Source organism: Sphingomicrobium sp. (assembly GCA_036563485.1).
Taxonomy (GTDB): Bacteria; Pseudomonadota; Alphaproteobacteria; order Sphingomonadales; family Sphingomonadaceae; genus Sphingomicrobium.
This window is the reverse complement of record DATCMI010000001.1, coordinates 621,585-640,983: the sequence shown is the minus strand read 5'-3', so window position 1 is coordinate 640,983 and position 19,399 is coordinate 621,585. Positions and strand designations below refer to the sequence as shown.

The 19,399-nt window shown below is 65.8% G+C and carries 20 protein-coding genes and 1 tRNA gene; 5 read left to right on the top strand and 16 right to left on the bottom strand.

All coding sequences use genetic code 11. The features are described 5' to 3' along the window. Positions 1 to 11: 11 nt before the first annotated feature. The 5 genes from VIL42_03390 to VIL42_03370 form a co-directional block, all read right to left on the bottom strand. Complete coding sequence (locus VIL42_03390) at positions 12 to 899, bottom strand: outer membrane protein assembly factor BamD (GenBank protein HEY8591891.1); 888 nt, start codon at positions 897 to 899, stop codon at positions 12 to 14. Positions 900 to 990: 91 nt separating this feature from the next. Next, entirely contained in the window at positions 991 to 1,944 is a 954-nt protein-coding gene (gene secF, locus VIL42_03385; protein ID HEY8591890.1) for a protein translocase subunit SecF, read from the bottom strand. A 12-nt stretch (positions 1,945 to 1,956) separates the two neighbouring features. Then, positions 1,957 to 3,546: a protein translocase subunit SecD gene (secD, locus tag VIL42_03380; GenBank protein ID HEY8591889.1), complete on the bottom strand. Its 1,590-nt coding sequence runs from the start codon at positions 3,544 to 3,546 to the stop codon at positions 1,957 to 1,959. Between the two features lie 14 nt (positions 3,547 to 3,560). Then, complete coding sequence (gene yajC, locus VIL42_03375; protein ID HEY8591888.1) at positions 3,561 to 3,902, bottom strand: preprotein translocase subunit YajC; 342 nt, start codon at positions 3,900 to 3,902, stop codon at positions 3,561 to 3,563. 33 nt (positions 3,903 to 3,935) lie between these two features. Then, positions 3,936 to 4,012: transfer RNA gene (locus tag VIL42_03370), tRNA-Pro, on the bottom strand. A 58-nt stretch (positions 4,013 to 4,070) separates the two neighbouring features. On the opposite strand from VIL42_03370, the gene VIL42_03365 reads away from it, so the two are divergent. Further along, positions 4,071 to 4,781 (top strand): TIGR02117 family protein, encoded by a 711-nt coding sequence (locus VIL42_03365; protein ID HEY8591887.1) that lies wholly within the window; start codon positions 4,071 to 4,073, stop codon positions 4,779 to 4,781. On the opposite strand, the gene hslU is transcribed toward VIL42_03365, so the two are convergent. The 8 genes from hslU to VIL42_03325 all read right to left on the bottom strand — a co-directional run bounded on the left by hslU (position 4,778) and on the right by VIL42_03325 (position 10,822). Next, positions 4,778 to 6,073, bottom strand: coding sequence for an ATP-dependent protease ATPase subunit HslU (hslU, locus tag VIL42_03360; GenBank protein ID HEY8591886.1), 1,296 nt, complete (start codon positions 6,071 to 6,073; stop codon positions 4,778 to 4,780). The two genes, VIL42_03365 and hslU, sit on opposite strands and share 4 nt — an antisense overlap. An 86-nt stretch (positions 6,074 to 6,159) precedes the next feature. Continuing rightward, entirely contained in the window at positions 6,160 to 7,257 is a 1,098-nt protein-coding gene (locus VIL42_03355) for an FAD-dependent oxidoreductase (GenBank protein HEY8591885.1), read from the bottom strand. Next, the gene (locus VIL42_03350) at positions 7,254 to 7,883 is read right to left on the bottom strand and encodes an alpha/beta hydrolase (protein ID HEY8591884.1); all 630 of its coding nucleotides are present in this window, start codon (positions 7,881 to 7,883) and stop codon (positions 7,254 to 7,256) included. Before VIL42_03350 ends, VIL42_03355 begins: the two co-directional genes overlap by 4 nt. A gap of 15 nt (positions 7,884 to 7,898) precedes the next feature. After that, on the bottom strand, positions 7,899 to 8,438 hold the full coding sequence (gene hslV / locus VIL42_03345; protein ID HEY8591883.1) for an ATP-dependent protease subunit HslV: 540 nt from the start codon (positions 8,436 to 8,438) through the stop codon (positions 7,899 to 7,901). Positions 8,439 to 8,475: 37 nt separating this feature from the next. Then, complete coding sequence (locus VIL42_03340) at positions 8,476 to 9,384, bottom strand: alpha/beta hydrolase (protein ID HEY8591882.1); 909 nt, start codon at positions 9,382 to 9,384, stop codon at positions 8,476 to 8,478. 22 nt (positions 9,385 to 9,406) lie between these two features. Next, on the bottom strand, positions 9,407 to 9,943 hold the full coding sequence (locus VIL42_03335; GenBank protein HEY8591881.1) for a hypothetical protein: 537 nt from the start codon (positions 9,941 to 9,943) through the stop codon (positions 9,407 to 9,409). Next, positions 9,940 to 10,191 (bottom strand): hypothetical protein, encoded by a 252-nt coding sequence (locus tag VIL42_03330; protein ID HEY8591880.1) that lies wholly within the window; start codon positions 10,189 to 10,191, stop codon positions 9,940 to 9,942. The genes VIL42_03335 and VIL42_03330 overlap by 4 nt, the downstream gene beginning before the upstream one ends. A gap of 67 nt (positions 10,192 to 10,258) precedes the next feature. After that, positions 10,259 to 10,822 (bottom strand): glycosyl hydrolase 108 family protein, encoded by a 564-nt coding sequence (locus VIL42_03325; GenBank protein HEY8591879.1) that lies wholly within the window; start codon positions 10,820 to 10,822, stop codon positions 10,259 to 10,261. Between the two features lie 242 nt (positions 10,823 to 11,064). Between VIL42_03325 and VIL42_03320 the strand changes: the two genes are divergently transcribed. From VIL42_03320 to VIL42_03310, 3 genes are all read left to right on the top strand, one after another. Further along, a complete protein-coding gene (locus VIL42_03320; GenBank protein HEY8591878.1) occupies positions 11,065 to 12,972 on the top strand; it encodes a PAS domain S-box protein in 1,908 nt (635 codons plus the stop codon). A gap of 94 nt (positions 12,973 to 13,066) precedes the next feature. Next, on the top strand, positions 13,067 to 13,525 hold the full coding sequence (locus tag VIL42_03315) for a hypothetical protein (protein HEY8591877.1): 459 nt from the start codon (positions 13,067 to 13,069) through the stop codon (positions 13,523 to 13,525). A gap of 179 nt (positions 13,526 to 13,704) precedes the next feature. Further along, entirely contained in the window at positions 13,705 to 15,546 is a 1,842-nt protein-coding gene (locus tag VIL42_03310; protein HEY8591876.1) for an autotransporter domain-containing protein, read from the top strand. A gap of 5 nt (positions 15,547 to 15,551) precedes the next feature. Here VIL42_03310 and uvrB read toward each other — a convergent pair whose 3' ends face one another. Continuing rightward, positions 15,552 to 17,747 carry an excinuclease ABC subunit UvrB gene (gene uvrB, locus VIL42_03305; GenBank protein HEY8591875.1) on the bottom strand — a complete coding sequence of 732 codons (2,196 nt, stop codon included), beginning with the start codon at positions 17,745 to 17,747 and terminating at the stop codon, positions 15,552 to 15,554. Between uvrB and VIL42_03300 the strand changes: the two genes are divergently transcribed. Next, positions 17,740 to 17,946 carry a hypothetical protein gene (locus tag VIL42_03300; protein HEY8591874.1) on the top strand — a complete coding sequence of 69 codons (207 nt, stop codon included), beginning with the start codon at positions 17,740 to 17,742 and terminating at the stop codon, positions 17,944 to 17,946. The two genes, uvrB and VIL42_03300, sit on opposite strands and share 8 nt — an antisense overlap. Positions 17,947 to 18,086: 140 nt before the next feature. On the opposite strand, the gene VIL42_03295 is transcribed toward VIL42_03300, so the two are convergent. Both VIL42_03295 and gntA read right to left on the bottom strand, forming a co-directional pair. Beyond that, positions 18,087 to 18,683 (bottom strand): urea carboxylase-associated family protein, encoded by a 597-nt coding sequence (locus VIL42_03295; GenBank protein ID HEY8591873.1) that lies wholly within the window; start codon positions 18,681 to 18,683, stop codon positions 18,087 to 18,089. Beyond that, positions 18,680 to 19,360 (bottom strand): guanitoxin biosynthesis heme-dependent pre-guanitoxin N-hydroxylase GntA, encoded by a 681-nt coding sequence (gntA, locus tag VIL42_03290; GenBank protein HEY8591872.1) that lies wholly within the window; start codon positions 19,358 to 19,360, stop codon positions 18,680 to 18,682. The genes VIL42_03295 and gntA overlap by 4 nt, the downstream gene beginning before the upstream one ends. Positions 19,361 to 19,399 lie beyond the last annotated feature (39 nt).

Here is a 19,399-nt window from a genome sequence, read left to right as displayed (position 1 = left end):
GCATCGGCGGCTTAGGGCTTGGCGCGCGTGCGGCTCTTGCCCTTGGCCGGTGCCGGCGCCGCCGCCGGTGCGGTGACCGGGCTTCCGACCGGCTCGCCATTGTTGGCGAAGGCGCGGCCGCCGGTCTTCTGCTCTTCCTGCTTCAGCAGCCGGAGCGACTGCTTGTACCAATAGGTGTCCGGATAGTTGCGGCCCAGCACCGCGGCAGCCTTGCGTGCCTCGCCGGGGATACCGAGCGAGAGATAAGATTCGACCAGGCGCTCGAGCGCTTCGGGCGTGTGGCTGGTGGTCTGATATTGGTCGACCACGGTGCGGAAGCGGTAGGTCGAGGCGAGCCATTCGCCGGCGCGCTGATAATAGCGGCCGATCTGCATCTCGCGGCCGGCAAGATGGTCGTTGATGAGGTCGAGCTTGGCCCGCGCGTCGGTCGCGTAGCGCGTGTTCGGATAGCGGCGGATCAATTCGCCGAACGCAGCCGACGCCTGCTCGGCGCTGGTCTGGTCGCGTGTCACGTCGTTGATCTGCTTATAATAGCTCATCGCCATCAGATATTGGGCGTAGGGCGCCTCATCGCTGCCGGGGTGGATGGTCAGGAAGCGCTGCGCGGCGCTGATCGCGTCATTGTACTGGTCGCCCAGATAATAGTTGAAGGCGCCCATCACCTGCGCCCGGCGAGCCCATACCGAATAAGGATGCTGGCGCTCCACTTCCTCGAACAGCTGGGCCGCTTTCTTGTAATCGCCGCGCTCCATCGTCCGCTGGGCGGCCGTGTAAAGCGAGCTGACGTCGCGGGCGACATAAGCGGTGTCGCTTCTGTTGCGGCCGGTCGCGCAGGCGGTCAGCGAAAGCGCGCCGGCGCAGGCGACGAGGACAGCGGCGGCACGTGAAAACTTCAGCATGGGCACCTCATTAGCGGCGGCTTCGAAGCACGCCAAGCGGGCGATGGGAGGCTCTGGATGAACGGCCAATGACCTCGTGAAAGGTCGGGCCTTAGGCGGGCTCAGGCTGCGCCTCGTCCTTCTCATCGCCGCTCCGCAGGAAGCTGTCCGGCTTGACGCCAAGCCACACCAGCACCGGCGACGAAATGTAGATGGACGAATAGGTGCCGATGAAGATGCCGAGGAAGATGGCGATGGTCAGCCCGAAGATGACGTCGGGCCCGAGGATCATCAGCATGCCGAGCGCGAGCAGGATCGACAGCGACGTGACGATGGTCCGCGACAGCGTCTCGTTCAGCGACAGGTTGAGCAGCGGGACGATGGCCATCTTCCGGTACTTGCGCAAATTCTCGCGTATCCGGTCGTAGATGACGACGGTGTCGTTCAGCGAATAGCCGACGATGGTCAGGATCGCCGCGACGACGTTGAGATCGACCTGAAGCCCGGTCAGCGAGAAGAAGCCGAGCGTCATCGACACGTCGTGGAAGAGGGTGAGCAGCGCGCCGACGCCGAACTGCCATTCGAAGCGGAACCAGATGTAGATGGCGATGCCGATCATCGCGAGCGTGATGGACAGTGCGCCGTCGCGCGCCAGTTCTTCGCTGACCTTGCCGGACACCGCTTCGCCCGCGCCGACCTTCGCGCCGGGATAGGCCTGCGGGATGAACTCGCGAACTTTGGTGACGATCGCCGCCGCCTCGCCCTCGGACCCGTCCGGCTTGGGCAGGCGGATCTGGTAGGTGCGGTCGTCGCCGAACTGCTGGATGCTCGCGTCGCCGACCTCGAGCTTGTCGACGCGCCCGCGCAGGTCTTCAATGTTCACCGGCTGAGCGAAGGTCACGCGCACCACCTGGCCGCCGACGAAGTCGACGCCGAGGTTGAGGCCCTTGACGCCGACCAGCGCGAGGCTGGCGATCGTGGCGATGATCGACAGCACCAGCGCAAGATTGCGCCAGCGCATGAAGTTGATGTTCGTATGGTCGGGGACCAGCTTGAGCAGCTTCACGGATCTTGACCTTTAGATGTGCAGTTCGCGCGGGCGCGTGCCGCGGACCCAAAGGGCCACCAGCATCCGCGTGAAATTGACGGCGGTGAACACCGAGGTGACGATGCCGATCATCAGCACGACCGCGAAGCCGCGGATCGGCCCCGACCCGAAATACCACATCAGGGCAGCAGCGATGACGTTGGTGATGTTGGCGTCAAAGATGGCCGTGGACGCTTCGCGGTAGCCGGTCTCGATGGCGTCGATGATCCGCCGCCCTCGCCTTTGCTCTTCGCGGATGCGCTCGTTGATCAGCACGTTGGCGTCGACGGCCGCGCCGATCGTCAGCACGAAGCCCGCGATGCCGGGCAAGGTCAAAGATGCGTTGAAGATCGCCATGATGCCGAGGATCAGCAGCGCGTTCACGATCAGGCCCAGGGTCGCGTAGACGCCGAAGCGGCCATAAGTGATCAGCATGAAGGCGATCACGGCCAGGGTCGCAACGACGCTGGCGATGACGCCCTTTTCGATCGAATCCTTGCCGAGCTCGGCGCTGACCGTGCGCTCCTCGATCACGTTCAGCTTCACGGGCAGCTTGCCGGACGCAAGGCTGATCGCCAGCGCGTTCGCGCTTTCGACCGTGAAATTGCCCATGATCTGCGCCTGACCGCCAAGGATCGGCTCGTTGATGTTCGGCGCCGACAGCACCTTGTCGTCCAGGATGATCGCAAACGGCTTGTTGACGTTCTCCTGGGTGACGCGCCCGAAGCGGCGGGCACCGGCGGAATTGAAGCCGATGGAGACGACCGCGCGGCCGTCCTGGTCGAAGGTCTGCTGGGCTTTGACGATCTGCTCGCCCGACACCATCACGCGGCGCTTGACGGCGATCAGGCCGGAACCGTCGGCCATCGGCAGCACCTGGCTGCCGGCCGGGGCGCGGCCCTGCTGCACCTCGACGGGATCGGCGGACTGGTCGACCAGCTTGAACTCGAGCCGGGCGGTCTGGCCGATCAAATTCTTGAGCGCGTCGGGATCCTCGACGCCGGGCACCTGGACGAGGATGCGGTCCGCGCCCTGGTTGATGACGGTGATTTCCTTCGTGCCCTGCGGGTCGATGCGGCGGCGGACCACGTCGCGGGCAACGGTCATCGCATCCTTGAGCGCGGTGGCCGATCCGCTCTGCGTCGGGATCAGCACGATGCGGGTGGAGTCCATCACCTGCACGTCCCAGTCGCGACTACCCGAAAGGCCGACAGGCCGCGTCAGCGTCCGCAGCCGTTCGACGGCGGCGTCCACCTGCTGGGGATTGCGGACCATGAAGGACAGGCGCCCGCCAGCGGTCGAAACGTCGCCGACTTCGATCCGCGGCGAGCGGCGGAGCTCGGTCGAGACGGAATCTTCCATCGCCTGGAGGCGCTGCTTGGCGGCGTCCTTCGCATCGGCCTCGAGGAGCAGCTGGCTGCCGCCCGCGAGGTCGAGGCCCAGGTTGATATGTTCTTCAGGAAGCCAGGACGGCCACGCGCTGCGCGCCTGCGACGGCAGCAGGCTGGGGAGAGCGAAGAAGATGCCGATGAGGATCGTCAGCCAGATGGCGGCGATCTTCCAGCGGGGGAAATCGAGCATCAGCCTTACTTCCCTTAGTCGTTCGCCGGCTTGGTGTTCGGCGTCAGGACCTGGCTTACCGTCCCTTTGATGACTCGAACCCGTACGCCCTGCGCGATCTCGACCTCGACCTCGTCGTCGGCAACCTTGGTGACCTTGCCGCGGACGCCGCCGCCGGTGACGACTTCATCGCCTTTCTTGATCGCGGCGATCGCCGCCTGATGCTCCTTCACCCGCTTTTGCTGCGGCCGGATCATCAGGAAATAGAAGATCACGAAGATCAGGATCCACGGCAGCAGCCCGAACACGCCCGCGGCGACGCCGCCGTCCGACGGTGCGGCCTGGACCATGCTCATCAAAATTGGTTCGCTGGACATCGAAGAAGGCTGACTTTCGACTTGAAAAGATGATGGTCGGGGCGACTGGATTCGAACCAGCGACCTCCACACCCCCAGTGTGATGCGCTACCAGGCTGCGCTACGCCCCGACATTAGCCGCGCATCTAGGCAGCGTGGCTGGGCAAGGCAAGGCAAAGCGGGGGACGGGTGGCTCGGCGACGGCGCAAAGGCAAGGCACGCAAGTGGGTTCGCCGCCTCGGCATGGCGCTCTCCGCACCGGTCGCGCTGTACCTGCTGGCGGCGCTCGTCGGCTCGCTGGTGCCCGTCAACCGGGGGTGGACCGAACCGGCCAAAGGCACGACGGTCTACCTGATCGATAATGGGATCCACACCGATCTGATCATGCCGATCGAGGCGCAAGGGCTTAGCTGGGCCAAGCTCCTGCCGCGCCGCGACTTCGAAGCAATCGACGAAAACGCGAGTTTCGTGGCGTTTGGAGCCGGCGAGGAGCGGGTCTATCTGGAAACGCCGACCTGGTGGGACCTCAAACCGCGGACCGTCTGGTCTGCCCTCACCGGCGGCAAGCAGGTCATTCACGTCCAGTACGTCCCCGCGCCCGCGAGCGACCGCTTCCGCCAAGTGAAGCTCAGGCCTGAAGAATATCGCCGCTTATGGGCCGCGGTGCGCGCCGGATTCGCCCTCGACCAGCGCGGGCGCCCTCAGCGCATCGACCACCCCGGCTATGGTCCGTCCGACGCATTCTACCGTGCCGCGGGCAAGGCGAGCGTGGTCAACACGTGCAACAGCTGGGTCGCGGAGCTCCTTAGGCTTGCCGGAGTGAAGACGAGCTTGTGGGCGCCGTTCGCCAAGGGCCTGCTCTGGCGATACTCCCGCTACTCTCCGACGAGCTTGCTCTAGAGCACGTAGCGGCTGAGGTCGGCGTTCTTGGCGATGCCGCTGAGCTGCTTTTCTACGAAGGCTGCGTCGACAGTAAGGGTCTCGCCGCCGCGCTCCTCGGCTTCGAAGCTCACTTCCTCAAGCAGCTTCTCCATCACCGTTTGAAGCCGCCGCGCGCCGATATTCTCGACCGCTTCGTTCACTTCGGCCGCAATGCGAGCGAGCGCCTGGATGCCGTCTTCGGCGAACTGGATCGTCACGCCTTCCGTGCCGAGCAGAGCCTGATATTGTTCGGTCAGGCTGGCGCGGGTCGCCGACAGGATGCGGACGAAATCGCTTTCAGTCAGCGCCTTTAGTTCGACGCGGATCGGAAGGCGGCCCTGAAGCTCCGGAAGCAAATCGGCCGGCTTCGCGATGTGGAACGCGCCCGACGCGATGAACAGGATGTGGTCGGTCTTCAGCGGCCCGTATTTGGTCGCGACGGTCGTGCCTTCGATCAGCGGCAGCAGGTCCCGCTGCACCCCTTCGCGGCTGACGGAGCCGCCGCGCACGTCGCTCACCGCGATCTTGTCGATTTCGTCCAGGAAGACGATGCCGTTCGCTTCGGCATCTGTAAGCGCGACGCGGTTGATGTCGTCGGGGTCAACGCGCTTGTCGGCCTCCTCGTCGGTGAGCCGCGCGAACGCGTCCGGCACCTTGAGCTTGCGCCGCGCCTTCGGCTGCTGGCCGCCAAGCTTGCCCATCATCGATTTCAGATCGAACACCTGCGCGCCCATGCCGGGGATTTCGAACGGCATCGCAGGCTGCTCGTCGACCTCGATCTCGACCTCGGCCTTGTCGAGGCTGCCGTCCGAGAAGCGTTGCCTGAAGCTTTGCCGCGTCGCTTCGCTCGACCCCTTGCCGGTCAGCGCATCGAGCAGCCGCTCCATCGCCGCTTCCTCGGCGGCAGCGCGGACCCGCGACCGGCGCCGCTCGCGCTCCAGCCGCACCGCTTCTTCAACGAGGTCGCGGGCGATCTGCTCGACGTCACGGCCGACATAGCCGACCTCGGTGAACTTGGTCGCCTCGACCTTCACGAACGGCGCATCGGCGAGCTTCGCCAGCCGCCGGCTGATCTCGGTTTTGCCGCAGCCCGTCGGTCCGATCATCAGAATGTTCTTCGGCGTCACTTCGTCGCGCAGCTCGGGCGAAAGCTGCTGCCGGCGCCAGCGGTTGCGAAGCGCGACGGCGACCGCCTTCTTCGCATCGTCCTGGCCGATGATGTGCTCGTTCAACGCGGCAACGATCGCCTTGGGCGTCAGCTTGTCTTTCAGCACGGGGGCTTGGTCGCCGCCCGACGGCGGCACGGTGGAATGAATGTTCATGTCGTCAGGCAATGTCGGGAGCCGCTATTCGTGGTTCAAGCGGCGCAGCGGAAGCCCGCGAACAGGTCGCGGTGCCGCTGCATGATGCGCGCGATGTCGTCCGGCTGCGGCACCGCCTCCCACGCGTTGCGCTCGAACGTGCCGCCTAGCAGCACGCCGTCGCTGCGCGGGAACATGTAGCCGCCGCGCATCGAATAAGCGTAGCGAACCTCCGGCTGCGGCCGAAGCACGGCAAGCTGCCCGCGCACCGGGATCATCCCTTCGTCGCCGAACAGCTGGCGAGCGCCCAATCCGGTGCAGTTGAACACCAGGGATTCGTCGAGCGCCGCGATGTCGGCCGGTGTGGAGAAGCTGCGGAGCTTCATCTTGCCTCCGGCGCGGAGCAAATCGGCGGTCAGCTCCTGGAGGAAGCGCGGCGTTTCCACATACATGGTGCTGAACCGCGCGACATTTTCGGCCGCGAACGGGTGCTCGCCAGGCGCAAGCTTGCGGATGCCGGGGTGGAAGGCGTCGAGCGGCGAGGGCTCGAGCGGGCCGGGGTCGACCTGCTCATAGGTCGGAAGCCAGCGGATCCCGTAGCGGGTGCCGACCATCAGCTGGAAGCGCTCCCAGCTGTAGCGCATCGCCTGGTGGAATTGCTCGGTCCATTCCGGCGTGACGCTGTCTTCGCGGAAGTGGCCGAAGGGCGAGATCTGCCCACCGGCGACCGCGGAAGTGGTCTGCGGCGGCAGCGCCGCCGTGTAGATCGTGACGGGAAAGCCCGCCTCTTGCACCAGCCGCGCCGTGGTCAGGCCCATGGCCCCGGCGCCGATCACTGCGACAGGGCCGCTGTGTCCGGCAAGGCCAACGTTCGTCGCCAGCCGCGAGCTTCCCCAGCTCAGGGTGATGCCGGCGCCGCCATGGCCGTAATTGTGGACCAGCTTCTTGCCGCCGAGCGGCTCGGCCCGAACGACGAAGCCCGACGCGCGGTAGGGCCGCAGGCCGGCGACGGTGCGGAGCAGCAGGCTCGGGTCGATCCTGACGGGCGTGAGTGGGGTGCATGGCTCGCGAAGGCCGCGGCTGCCGGTCGTCGCGCAGCCGGACAATGCCAGGGCCGCCGATCCACCGATGAACGTCCGGCGGTCGAGGATCATCGCTTCGCCCACGCGATCGCAGGCGCCGTCCACTGTTTCAGCGGCCGGTAAACAATGCCGTGGCCGAGCCCGGTTTGAAGCCGTACTTCCTTGAACCGCGTGACGGCCGGTGAGCGCTTCAACACGCCGGCGCAACTGCCGCCAATCTCGTCACTGCTCTCGTAAATGGAGAGGACTTCCCCGCTGAGGCGCGGATTGTGGGTGCGGATCAACCAGGGGTTGCAGTTGGCGAGCAGCACGTAGCGAACCTTCGCGTTGCTCAACCGGGTCGAAACGAGCGCCGCGATCACGGCGCCCTTCGATGCCCCGACGACCGTGACGTGGGACGGATCGACGCCGCTGGCGATCAGCGAGCGGACCTCCGCGACGACCTTATCCGCATATGCGTTCACTTCCGTGCCCCGCGGTCGAACTTCGCTCCTGACGGTCAGGCCGGCATTGCGAAAGGCGCCGATCACGCCGGGATAATCGTACCGGCCGTATTTAGGGCTTACGCCCTGCGGGCCTTGGTTTTCGACGATCGCGCCGTGGAGGTAGAAGAGGTAGCGTTGCGCGGAGGGCGGCGCCTCGGCCGCGGCGCTGCCGGCAAAAGCGATTGCGGGAAGGAAGGCGGAGAGCTTCAGCATCGCCGCCCTTCTACCTCAATCGCCGATGGTCTCCAGCGTCAGTCGGTCGTTGGTGAAGACGCACACTTCCGCGGCAATCTGCATCGCCCGTCGCGCCAGGACTTCGGGGTCCTGTTCATAGTCGGCGAGCGCCTTGGCCGCCGACAGCGCGTAATTGCCGCCCGATCCGATCGCCGCAATGCCGCTTTCCGGCTCCAGCACGTCGCCGTTGCCGGTCAGGATCAGCATCACGTCCTTGTCGGCGACGATCATCAGCGCTTCCAGGTTGCGCAGATATTTGTCGGTCCGCCAGTCCTTGGCGAGCTCGACCGCGGCGCGCATCAGCTGGCCGTTATATTGCTCGAGCTTGCGCTCCAGCCGCTCGAACAAAGTGAAGGCATCCGCGGTCGCGCCTGCAAAGCCGCCGATCACGTCACCCTTCTCGCCGATGCGGCGCACCTTCTTCGCATTCGGCTTCATCACCGTGTTGCCCATGCTGACCTGCCCGTCGCCGGCGATGACGGTCTTGCCGCCCTTCTTGACGCCGATGATCGTTGTTCCGTGCCATTGTTCCATGCCCAGCCATGTGGGGCGGCTCCGCGCCGTCCGCAACTTAGCGGGAGTTGCGGCGCAGGAAGTCGGCGCTTTCGGCGAGCACCGGCGTGCGGTTGCGGAACGGGCGGGACAGCGACGACGCGAGGTCGACGTGGTTGGCGCCGGGATAGAGGCGGAGCTCGACCTCGGCCCCGGCGGCCTTCAGCTGCTCCGCAAGCCGCTTGCTGTTGCGGGACAGGACGACGCGGTCGGCGGTGCCGTGACCAAGGAAGATCGGCGGGGCGCTCCGCGTCGCGAAATTGACCGGCTGGGTTTCCGCCGGCGTTTTCCAGTTCCCGAATGCATTCCGGCCGCGAGACTCGTTGAACGGGTAGAAGTCATAGGGCCCGGCGAGCAGTGCCGCGGCCCTGATGATCTTTGGGTCCGCGCCCGCAGCCTTGAGGAAGCGCGGGTCGAGCGTGAGCATGGCGCCGATATAGGCACCCGCCGAATGGCCCGCGACGCTGATCCGCTTCGGGTCGCCGCCGTAGCGGCCGATATTGTCGTGAACCCAGCGCACGGCCGCGGCGCCGTCCTCGACGAAGGCCGGGAAGCGGACCTGCGGCACCAGCCGGTAATCTGGCACGACCGCGATGAACTCCTGGCTCGCATACGCGGCGCCGGCGAAGCCGTAATCGGCGCGCGAACCTTCGCTCCACCCGCCGCCGTAGAAAAAGACGACCACCGGCAAAGCGTCCTTGCGCGAACGCGTCGGCGCCCAGATGTCGAGCTTCTGGCGGCTGTCTGTGCCGTAAGGGACACCGGCCGCCACCCGCTTGGCCTCGCTTGCCGAGCTCAAGCGGTCGAAGCTGGTCAGCAGCCCGGCGGGCGTGCAGCCCGTCATCGCCATCATCGGCACCGCCCAGGCCCAGCGCTGCGCCGCGGTCGAACGCCCGCGGCGCGGCTTGATCGGACTTTGCTTGGTCATCCCCGCTCAACGGGCCGGAGGCTTAGCGGCTCCCTTGGCGGTCGACCTTGGCCTGGGCCCGAACCCATTTGATCAGCTCGTCGAGCTGGATTGCCTGCTCGGTCGCAATCAGCGCATCGGCGACAGGAAGTCGGTCTTCGCCGGCGCCTTCAGCAGTTCGGCCGGCGGCAGCGGGTAGGCCGGGCATTGGCGCTGTTCCGCCAGCGCGGGGATCGGCTGGGGCGGTTGCGGCCGCGCCGCGCAGGCGCTGAGCAAGAGCATGAGCGGCGGCAAGGCGCGCTTGATAGTCATTCGAAGTCCTTTCGCTGATCGCGCGCTGCTCGGCGGCGACGCGCTGGAGGTTGGCGGCATCGGCGGCTCGGGCCCGTTCCGCGGCGGCGCGGTAATTGGCGACCGTGGCGGCGAAGGCGGTGCGTTCATCGGCGTAGAGCCGCTCGAACTGGGAGCTCTGCTCCTTCCAGTGGCGGGTCTCGCCCTTCTGGAGCAGCAACAGCAGGCCAAGGGCGATTGCGACCGTGATGCCGGCGATCGCCTGCGGCTTGAGCAGGCGCAGGATCATTTGCACGACCCGTCGGCTTCCATCGACGCGCCGTCGCGGCTGGCGCTGACCTTGAAGCGGCCGACCGGGCCGCCGGCAAGCAGGCCGACGATCACCGCGACCATCGCGGCGATATAGCCGCCGAGCGACCAGCCGAAGATGACGACGATGCTGTGCTCCTCGGCGAGGCTCCAGCCGCCCCACATCAGCAGCGCGATCATCGCCAGCGACACAAGGCCGCAAAAGATGCCCGCGGCGGCGGCGAGCAAGCCGTAAATGTAGCGCTGCCCCTCGGCGAAGGTGGCGGGAGGGGGTATGTCGGCTTTGTCGGTTTCGTCATGCCTTCATCCCTTCACTTGGTGCCAATCCGGTTCGCCAGCAGCCGTAAAGGAAGGCCTCATTGGCTGGCCGGCGTTCGGCGAGGCGCAAGTAGCGTTCGCCCTGCAGCGCCTCGAGGGCGCGAAGGAGGACCGTCTCGCCCGAGGCCCCCCGAGCCGAAAGAAAGCTGTCGAGCGCCGCGAGCGTATTCGCGCCGACGCGGCCGTCGGGCACGAGGTCTGCATAATCCTTGCCGTTGCGGTTGAGGGCGGTGAGCGCGCGCTGGAGGAAAGTGACGGCGACCGCCGGACCCATGTTGACTCCGGTGTCGAACAGCTCGCCGGCAAGCGCCTGGCTGCGCTTCGCGATCCCGTCGAAGCGCGGCCGCAACCAGTAAAGCCGCTTGTAGATCGCGGCCGCTTCGGCGCGCGGCAGCTGCCGCATCGCCCCGCGATAGCCGTTCGCCCGGGCAACCGCTTCGGTGATGCCGAAGCATGTCGGGCCACCCTTGTCGGCAGGATTGTTCACATAGCCGCCCTCGCGCTCGATCAATGAATCGAGCAACTTGTCCACATTCGTCATCGCATCCACCCTCCGTCGAGTCGAAGCGTGATAACCAAATGGGTTGTATGTAGGAAAATGCTTTGTGCCTGTCAGGTGCTGGGCTCCCGATCATGGCCAAAAGTCCAGCTTGTCTGAACGCGACATCGGCGACGCGCCGAACTACTCAGATGCAACCGACTCGGAGTTCGCGGGTTTGGCTTTCTCGCGGGCGTGTACCCGTGAGTATTTTCAGGAGTAACAATTTGGCGGGGGATGCAAGGTTGGCCGAAGAGTCGAAGACTGCCGACCCGTTCAAGCTGCTGGTTCAATCGATCGTCGATTACGCGATCTACATGCTCGACCCCAATGGGTTTGTGACCAGCTGGAACGCAGGCGCTGAGCGGATCAAGGGTTTCCAGACCGAGGAAATCGTCGGCCAGCACTTCTCGACCTTCTACACGGAGGAAGACCGCGAAAACGGCGTGCCCGTCCGCGTCCTCGAAACCGCGCGCAGCGAAGGCCGATTCGAAGGCGAAGGCTGGCGCGTGCGCAAGGACGGCACCCGCTTCTGGGCAAGCGTCGTCATCGACCGCATCCAAGACGAAGACGGCAAGCTCGTCGGCTTCGCCAAGATCACGCGCGACATGACGGACAAAAGGGCGGCGCAGCAGGCGCTGCTCGAGGCCGAGCGCCGCTTCCGGATTCTCGTCCAGGGCGTCACCGACTATGCGATCTTCATGCTCGATCCGGAAGGCAAGGTTGCCAACTGGAATGCCGGGGCGGAGCGCATCAAGGGCTATACTCCGGACGAAATCGTCGGGTCGCACTTCAGCCGCTTCTATACGGACGAGGAGCTGGACGCGGGCGTGCCCGCGCGAGCGATCGCAATCGCACTCGAGACCGGCCGCTACGAAGCTGAAGGCTGGCGCGTCCGCAAGGACGGCACGCGCTTCTGGGCAAGCGTCGTGCTCGACGCGATCCGCGACGAGCAGGGCGAGCTGATCGGCTTTGCCAAGATCACTCGCGACATGACGGAGAAGCGCGAGGCGCAGCTGCGGCTTGAGGAATCGCGCGAACAATTGTTCCGCTCGCAAAAGATGGAGGCGCTCGGGCAACTGACCGGCGGCCTGGCCCACGACTTCAACAATCTGCTGACCGCGATCCTTGGCGCGTGCGAGCTGGCGCTGCGCAACATCGACGACCAGGAAAAGGTCAAAAGGATGCTCGACGGCGTCCGCAATTCGGCCCAGCGCGGTGCCGGCCTGACCAAGCAGCTGCTCGCCTTCGCCCGGGCCCAGCCGCTCGAGATCAAGCAGATCGACCTCAAGCAATTCTTCTCCGACATCACGACCCTGGTGCGCCCGTCGCTGCGCAGCGACATCGAGGTCGTAACCGAGATTTCCGACCAGCTGTGGCCCGTCGACGCCGATGCCGGCGCGCTCGAGCTCGCGCTGCTCAACCTTGCCTTCAATGCCCGCGACGCGATGCCCGAAGGCGGCAAATTGAAGATCAGCGCGCATAATGAAGTGCTGAACGGGTCTCCCGAAGGCCTGCGCGGGGAGCATGTCGTGCTGAGCGTTTCCGATACCGGCAGCGGCATGTCGCCCGACGTCATGGAGCGCGTGTTCGAACCCTTCTTCACCACTAAGTCCTTCGGCCAGGGGACTGGCCTGGGGCTCAGCCAGGTATTCGGTTTCGCGAAGCAAATCGGCGGCGCGGTCGTCGTCCGCTCGAAGGAAGGCAACGGCTCGACCTTCACCATCTATCTCCCCGCCTCGAGAGGCGGCGCTGCCGGGACTGCCCGGCAGGCCGGCGGCGACAGCAGGGGCCAGGTGCTGATCGTCGAGGACGACATGTTCGTGGCGGAGCTTGCGGCGGGGATGCTCGCCGAACTCGGGTTCGAAAGCACCGTCACACACAGCGCCAAGGAAGCGATCGAGCAACTGTCCGCAGGCGACAAGCCGCGGCTCGTCTTTTCGGACATCATCATGCCGGGCGGGATCACGGGCCTGGAATTGGCGCGGAAGGTTCGCGAGCGCTTCCCTGAGCTGCCGATCCTGCTGACCACCGGCTACAGCGAGCAAGTGACCGCCAGCCACGGCTTCCCCGTACTCCAGAAGCCGTACCAGCTCGACGCGCTGGCGGCAGCACTCAGCAATATGCTGAAGCAGGAAATCGCCGTCGATTGAACGGCTTGGACCGGGCGTCTTGACGCCGGCCGGGTTTCGTAGCCTCATCCATGTCGGTCGCCGAACGCCGCGGCCGATCGAGGGGGGAAATGCAATGGCTACAGCCGCTCGCGCGCGTGGCGCGCCCGCACATCTATGGATCGTGGGCATTCTCGCACTGCTTTGGAATGGCTTCGGCTGCTACGATTATCTGATGACGCGGCTGCGCGACGCCGATTATCTCGCCAGCATGATGCCAGGCACCGACCCCGCCGAGGTGCTGGCCTATGTCGACAGCATCCCGATGTGGGCGCAGGCCGGCTGGGGCCTTGGCGTATGGGGCGGCCTTGCGGGCTCGATCCTGCTTCTGCTGCGCTCGCGCTGGGCAGTCCCGGTCTTTGCCTTGTCGTTCCTTGGCGCGCTGGTGACGTTGGGACGTGAGATCCTGGTTCCGAGTGGGCCGGCTTCGATGCACGAAGGGGCGGCAGCGTTCATGCCCTATGTGATCATCCTCGTCGCCGCCTTGCTGCTCTGGTACGCCTGGGCGCAACGCAAGCGCGGGATCTTGCGCTGAGCTGATCGGAGGGGCTGCGCTCGTCGCGGCCCCTTCTCCTTGGATGATGTTGCCGCCAAGCCGCACTTGCCCGCGAACCGTCAGTCACGGGCGCGCCGCCGCTTGCGCATGACGTGATTATGACAACCATGGCCGCCGCAGGTGGTGCGCGCGTGCGCACCCGTGGGGAGGGGAATTCGATGTTTGATAAGGCTTTGCTCGGCGCCATTGCAGGCGCTTCGGCTCTCGCGATCGCGTCGGCGGCGACGCCGGCTTCGGCGCAGCAGATCGACCGCATCGTCGTGTTCGGCGACAGCTATGCCGACACCGGCAATGCCTTCAAGCTCGGCTATGCCAATCCGCAGGCGCTGCAAGTCTATCCGACCGGGCGCTTCTCGGGCGGCACCAATTACATCGATACGCTGTCGAACATTCTTCAGGCGCCAGTCGAGAATTTCGCGATCGGCGGCGCGATGGGCGGCACCAACAACGGCACCCTGTGCTTCGACGCGACCTACGGCGCGCCGCTGTGCGGCAAGGGCCTTCAATATGAGGTCAACCAGTTCCTCGGCACCGGCGCGCAATCGTCGGTGTTCCCGAACGCGGACACGACGCTGACGCGCAACGACCTGCTGGCCGTTTCGATCGGCGGCAACGACGCGCGCATTTATCAGCAGGGTGGCGGTACGCTGGCGACCGCGGCCGCGGCCGGTACTGCGGCAGGCGTCGGCACTGCCGCGCAACTTGACCGCCTGGTCGCGCACGGCAATCCGACCATCGCCTTCCTTGCGCTGAACGGCGCGGTGGCGCCCGAAGTCGCACTGAACCCAGCCGCGCAGCAGATCCGCGGCACCTTCGCCACCGCTTATTACAACCAGCTTCAGCCGGTGCTTGCCGGCTATGCGGCCAACGGGTCGATCGTCCACTATCTCGACGGTCAGCTGCTGCTCCAGAACATTGCCGCCAATCCGAGCGCCTATGGCGTGACCAACGGCCTGGTCTGCCCGGTCTTCCCGAACCCGGCGTGCGCGCTCAATTCCAACGGCTATCTGTTCTACGGCGACGCGCTTCACCTGACCTCGCTCGGCTTCGAGATCCTCGGCCGCTATACCGCGGTGCAGATCGCCGCACCCCTGACGCTTCAGGGTCCCTCCGACCTCGGCATGACGACGGCGCGGCAGTGGGGCCGGACCCTGTCGAGCCGCTCCGACCTCTATCGCGGCGCGTCCGCGGCGGGGCTGCGCTTCTTCGTCGTTGGCGACGCTTTCAGCCGCAACGGCACGGAGAGCGACAATAATGACCGCTTCGAAGCCGACGGTGGCGGCATCACTGCCGGCGCGGAATATGGGATGCCGACCGCGACGATCGGCCTTGCCGCCAATTACACGCGGCCGAAGCTTCACTTCGGCAAGGAAGCGGCGCGCATCAAGGGCCGCAGCCTGCAGATCGGCGCCTACGGCAATGTCGACCTCGGCGGCATCTTCGCACAGGGCTATGCCGGCTACGGCAAGGACCGCAACCGCATCACCCGCACCGGCGTGCTCGAGGACATGAGCGCGCGTCCGAACGGCAGCCATGTGACGGCCGGCGCTAAGGCCGGTTACCTGCTGCCGCTCGCCGCGGTCAGGCTGGGCCCGGTCGTCGCCATCGATTACGCCCGCGCCAAGGTCGACGGCTATACCGAGGACGGCGATGCGGCGCTGCGGCTGAACGTCGGCAAGCAGGCGTTCAAGGCGACCACCGGCCGCCTCGGTGTCGAAGCGCGCGCGAACATTGCCCAGCTCAATGCCTACGCGGACCTCGGCGTCGAGCATGAGTTCAGCGGCGACGGGCGCATGATCAGCTTCTCGCAGACCAGCGCGCCGACCATCGTCAACCACTGGGACATCCAGAACGACAAGCAGACGTACGGCCGGCTCACCGCCGGCGCCAACGTGCGCCTGCTTCCGAACCTCAGCGTCGATGTCGCGGGCAGCACCACCTTCGCGCGCGACGGCGGTGACGAACTCGGCGGCCAGGTCGGCCTGAAGGCCTCCTTCTAAGGAGACTAGCCCCGGCGCCCGCCGAACTTGCGCTGCGTTTTGCCGAACCGCGTCTTGCGGGTGCCGGGCTTGCCTTCGGTCGAATTGCCGAGCGGGCGCGGCGCCACGCGGTCGGGCTGCGGGATGCCGAGATCGTCTTCCTCGAGCCGGCGGATCTCGTCGCGCAGGCGCGCGGCTTCCTCGAATTCGAGGTCGGCGGCGGCCTTGCGCATCCGCTCCTCGAGATCGGCAATATAGGCCTTGAGGTTGTGGCCGACGAGGTGCGGGCGCTCCTCGTCGCCGGTGTCGACGACCACGCCGTCGCGGGTCGCGAGGTGCGCCATCACGTCATGGATGTCGCGCTTGATCGTCTCAGGCGTGATGCCGTGCTCTTCGTTGTAGGCGAGCTGCTTCTCTCGGCGCCGGTCGGTCTCGGCGAGCGCGCGCTCGATCGATCCCGTGATCGTGTCGGCGTAAAGGATGACCCGCCCTTCGACGTTGCGCGCGGCGCGGCCGATGGTCTGGATCAGCGACGTCTCCGATCGCAGGAATCCCTCCTTGTCGGCGTCGAGGATGGCGACCAGCCCGCACTCGGGAATGTCGAGGCCCTCGCGCAGCAGGTTGATGCCGACCAGCACGTCATAGACGCCGAGGCGCAGCTCGCGGATCAGCTCGATGCGCTCCAGAGTCTCGACGTCGGAGTGCATGTAGCGGACGCGCAGCCCCGCCTCGTGGAGATATTCCGTGAGGTCTTCGGCCATGCGCTTGGTCAGGGTCGTGACTAGCGTGCGATAGCCCTTCTTGGCGGTGATCTTCGCTTCGTTGACGAGGTCGTCGACCTGGTCCTCGACCGGCTTGATCTCGACCGGCGGGTCGATCAGCCCGGTCGGGCGGATCACCTGCTCGGAGAAGACGCCGCCGGTCTCGTTCAATTCCCATGAGCCGGGCGTCGCCGAGACGAAGGTCGTCTGCGGGCGCATCGCGTCCCATTCGTTGAAACGCAGCGGCCGGTTGTCGATGCAGCTCGGCAGCCGGAAGCCGTACTCTGCGAGCGTGATCTTCCGCCGGTGGTCGCCGCGCGCCATGGCGCCGATCTGCGGCACCGTCTGGTGGCTCTCGTCGATGAACAGAAGCGCATTGTCCGGCAGATATTCGAACAAGGTCGGCGGCGGCTCGCCGGGCAAGCGGCCGGTCAGGAAGCGGGAATAGTTTTCGATCCCCGCGCACGAACCCGTCGCGGCGATCATCTCCAGGTCGAAGTTGGTCCGCTGCTCGAGCCGCTGGAGCTCGAGCAGCTTTCCTTCGGCTTCCAGCTCCTTGAGCCGCTCGGCAAGCTCGTGGCGGATGGCCTCCATCGCCTGCTTCAGCGTCGGCCCGGGCGTCACATAGTGGGAGTTCGCATAGACCTTGATGCTGTCGAGGCTCGCCACGGACTTGCCGGTCAGCGGGTCGAACTCGACGATCTCCTCGATCTCGTCGCCGAAGAAGCTGACGCGCCAGGCGGTGTCCTCATAGTGCGACGGGAAAATCTCCAGGCTGTCGCCGCGGACCCGGAAATTGCCGCGGGCAAAGGCCTGGTCGTTGCGGCGGTACTGAAGCGCGACGAGCTTGCGGATCACCTCCCGCATGTCCTCGGACGCGCCCTTCTTCAGCGAAAAGACCATCGCCGAATAGGTCTCGACCGAGCCGATGCCGTAGAGGCAGCTGACCGAAGCGACGATGATGACGTCGTCGCGCTCCAGAAGCGACCGCGTCGCCGAATGGCGCATGCGGTCGATCGCCTCGTTCACCGAGCTTTCCTTCTCGATGTAGGTGTCGGTCCGGGGCACGTAGGCCTCCGGCTGGTAGTAATCGTAATAGCTGACGAAATATTCGACCGCATTCTCGGGGAAGAAGCTCTTCATTTCCCCGTAGAGCTGGGCGGCGAGGATCTTGTTCGGCGCGATGATCAGCGCTGGCCGCTGCAGCGTCTCAATGACCTTGGCCATGGTGAAGGTCTTGCCCGACCCCGTGACGCCGAGCAGCACCTGGCTCTTCTCGCCATCGAGTGCCTGCTGCGTCAGCTCCCGGATCGCGGTCGGCTGGTCGCCGGCTGGCTCATAGTCCGAGACGATCTTGAACTTCTTGCCGCCCTCGGCCTTCTCCGGACGCGCCGGGCGGTGCGGCACATAAGTGTCGCCGGTGTCGGGCTCAGCAAGCGAAGTGCGGATTTCGATGGCCATCGCCATCACAGATGGCTGCGAAGCAGCTGCCGTTCAACCGAAAGGCTCAGTCGCCCTCGTCTTCGCATTCCTTGCGATGGCGCTTGAGCATCTCGTCGGACTGATCAAGCAAGTCCTGCGTTTTCTTGATGCTGTCGCGAAGTCCGCGCTGGCTCTCCTCGACCTCATGGGCCTGGCGCTTGCGGCGCTCTTCTCGTGATTCCGGTGTCATTCCTGACGACTCTGATTCTCTGGGCGCCGCTCCGATTTGCCGATTCCGGCTGCGAAGGCAACCGGTCAGAGATTGAGTGTTGCGGGTTCAAGGTGCGCCCTCGAGCGCGATCAACCCTTTAGACCGGACTACGAGAGTCGTTGCGCTTCCACTTCGTAGTGGATCGGTTTGAAGGAGCCGCCGTTCGACGCATAGGCGGAGCAAGCGGTGAGGCCGATCACCAGGTCCATCTCCGCGCGCAGGCGGATATAATCGCCGGGGCGGCTGACCGGCGGGTCGACCCGCAAGCTGCCGTCCGACGCCACCGGCACGTTCATGAACAGGTTGAAGGCGCAGGGGATCATGTCCGGCTCGACGCCAAAAGGTGCAAGCGCCTCCGCGAGATTGCCGAAGCAGCCGCGGTGGACAGGATGTTCGGGATAGAAGTGGCGGAAAGTCGCCTCGCTGCACGGGGTCAGCAGGAAGTCGTGCCGCCCGACCGTGTCTTCGACGATCGCAAGCATCGGGTTGGATCGGTTCGACCACAAGCGATTGCCGGCCGTCAGCGCGATTGTTTCCTCATAGTCGAAGGTCCGGCCGTTGGAGACGACCTCGCGCACGTCCTCGGCATTGTATGCCAGCAGGTCGGACACCTGCACCCCTTCGGGATCGATGACCCGCAGCACCTGACCCTTATCCAGCCGGAAGGCGACGCCGGTGCGGGGCGCGATCTCGCGGATGCTCATTTGGCGCGAGGGTCGTGGAACGGGCAGCGCCAGTCGCTGCCGACGAGGCGGCCGCTATATTGCCGGGCGGCGCTCGCTTCCCCGAAGCGTGCGAGCATCGGGTTGGGGCTGCCGGCCAGCGCCACGTCGCGCTTGATGATCGTCTCGCGCATCCGTTCGTACCGGCCCTCCGCGCGCAGCCGTTCGAACTGGTCGTGAAGATTGAACACCATGGTCGGCCGCGGCGCGCGGCGCGCCGGGCGCGACGCGTTCGGATGCAGCCCGACGATGAAGAATGCGGTGCCGCCGAAGCTCAATGCGAAATGCGGGTCATCGGGATCGGCGCTGACCCGGCGGTCATAGGCCTGCCCGCGCCAATCGTCCTTGTCCGCGAGCGACTGCAGCCGTTCCCACATCCGGCATTCGAACTCGCGTTCGCCGAGGTTTTGCGGACCGTCGAAGATGATGGCGAGGCTGCGCAGGCCCTGCGGATCGCGCCGGTAGTCGCGGACCCAGTCGAGCAGCGCCGAGTGGATGCGGACATCGTCCCACGCACTGTCGATCGACCGGCAGACGAGCGTCTTGAGCTGCCCGCGCGCCAGCGCTGACTTGGCGCCGACGCAGGGAAAATGCTCGTCGGCGATCGTCGACAGCAGCTCCTCCCGCCGTTCGCGCGCAAGATTTTCGTCCACCGGCATTCTCATCATGACAGGTGAACGGGGTTCAGCCGTTCAGTG

Excerpts from the sequence above, each read along its gene's own strand:
- VIL42_03390 (HEY8591891.1), bottom strand. The coding sequence starts at position 899 with ATGCTGAAGTTTTCACGTGCCGCCGCTGTCCTCGTCGCCTGCGCCGGC.
- secD (HEY8591889.1), bottom strand. The coding sequence starts at position 3,546 with ATGCTCGATTTCCCCCGCTGGAAGATCGCCGCCATCTGGCTGACGATC.
- yajC (HEY8591888.1), bottom strand. The coding sequence starts at position 3,902 with ATGTCCAGCGAACCAATTTTGATGAGCATGGTCCAGGCCGCACCGTCG.
- VIL42_03355 (HEY8591885.1), bottom strand. The coding sequence starts at position 7,257 with ATGATCCTCGACCGCCGGACGTTCATCGGTGGATCGGCGGCCCTGGCA.
- VIL42_03350 (HEY8591884.1), bottom strand. The coding sequence starts at position 7,883 with ATGCTGAAGCTCTCCGCCTTCCTTCCCGCAATCGCTTTTGCCGGCAGC.
- hslV (HEY8591883.1), bottom strand. The coding sequence starts at position 8,438 with ATGGAACAATGGCACGGAACAACGATCATCGGCGTCAAGAAGGGCGGC.
- VIL42_03340 (HEY8591882.1), bottom strand. The coding sequence starts at position 9,384 with ATGACCAAGCAAAGTCCGATCAAGCCGCGCCGCGGGCGTTCGACCGCG.
- VIL42_03335 (HEY8591881.1), bottom strand. The coding sequence starts at position 9,943 with ATGATCCTGCGCCTGCTCAAGCCGCAGGCGATCGCCGGCATCACGGTC.
- VIL42_03325 (HEY8591879.1), bottom strand. The coding sequence starts at position 10,822 with ATGACGAATGTGGACAAGTTGCTCGATTCATTGATCGAGCGCGAGGGC.
- VIL42_03315 (HEY8591877.1), top strand. The coding sequence starts at position 13,067 with ATGGCTACAGCCGCTCGCGCGCGTGGCGCGCCCGCACATCTATGGATC.
- VIL42_03310 (HEY8591876.1), top strand. The coding sequence starts at position 13,705 with ATGTTTGATAAGGCTTTGCTCGGCGCCATTGCAGGCGCTTCGGCTCTC.
- VIL42_03300 (HEY8591874.1), top strand. The coding sequence starts at position 17,740 with ATGGCCATCGCCATCACAGATGGCTGCGAAGCAGCTGCCGTTCAACCG.
- uvrB (HEY8591875.1), bottom strand. The coding sequence starts at position 17,747 with ATGGCCATCGAAATCCGCACTTCGCTTGCTGAGCCCGACACCGGCGAC.
- VIL42_03295 (HEY8591873.1), bottom strand. The coding sequence starts at position 18,683 with ATGAGCATCCGCGAGATCGCGCCCCGCACCGGCGTCGCCTTCCGGCTG.
- gntA (HEY8591872.1), bottom strand. The coding sequence starts at position 19,360 with ATGCCGGTGGACGAAAATCTTGCGCGCGAACGGCGGGAGGAGCTGCTG.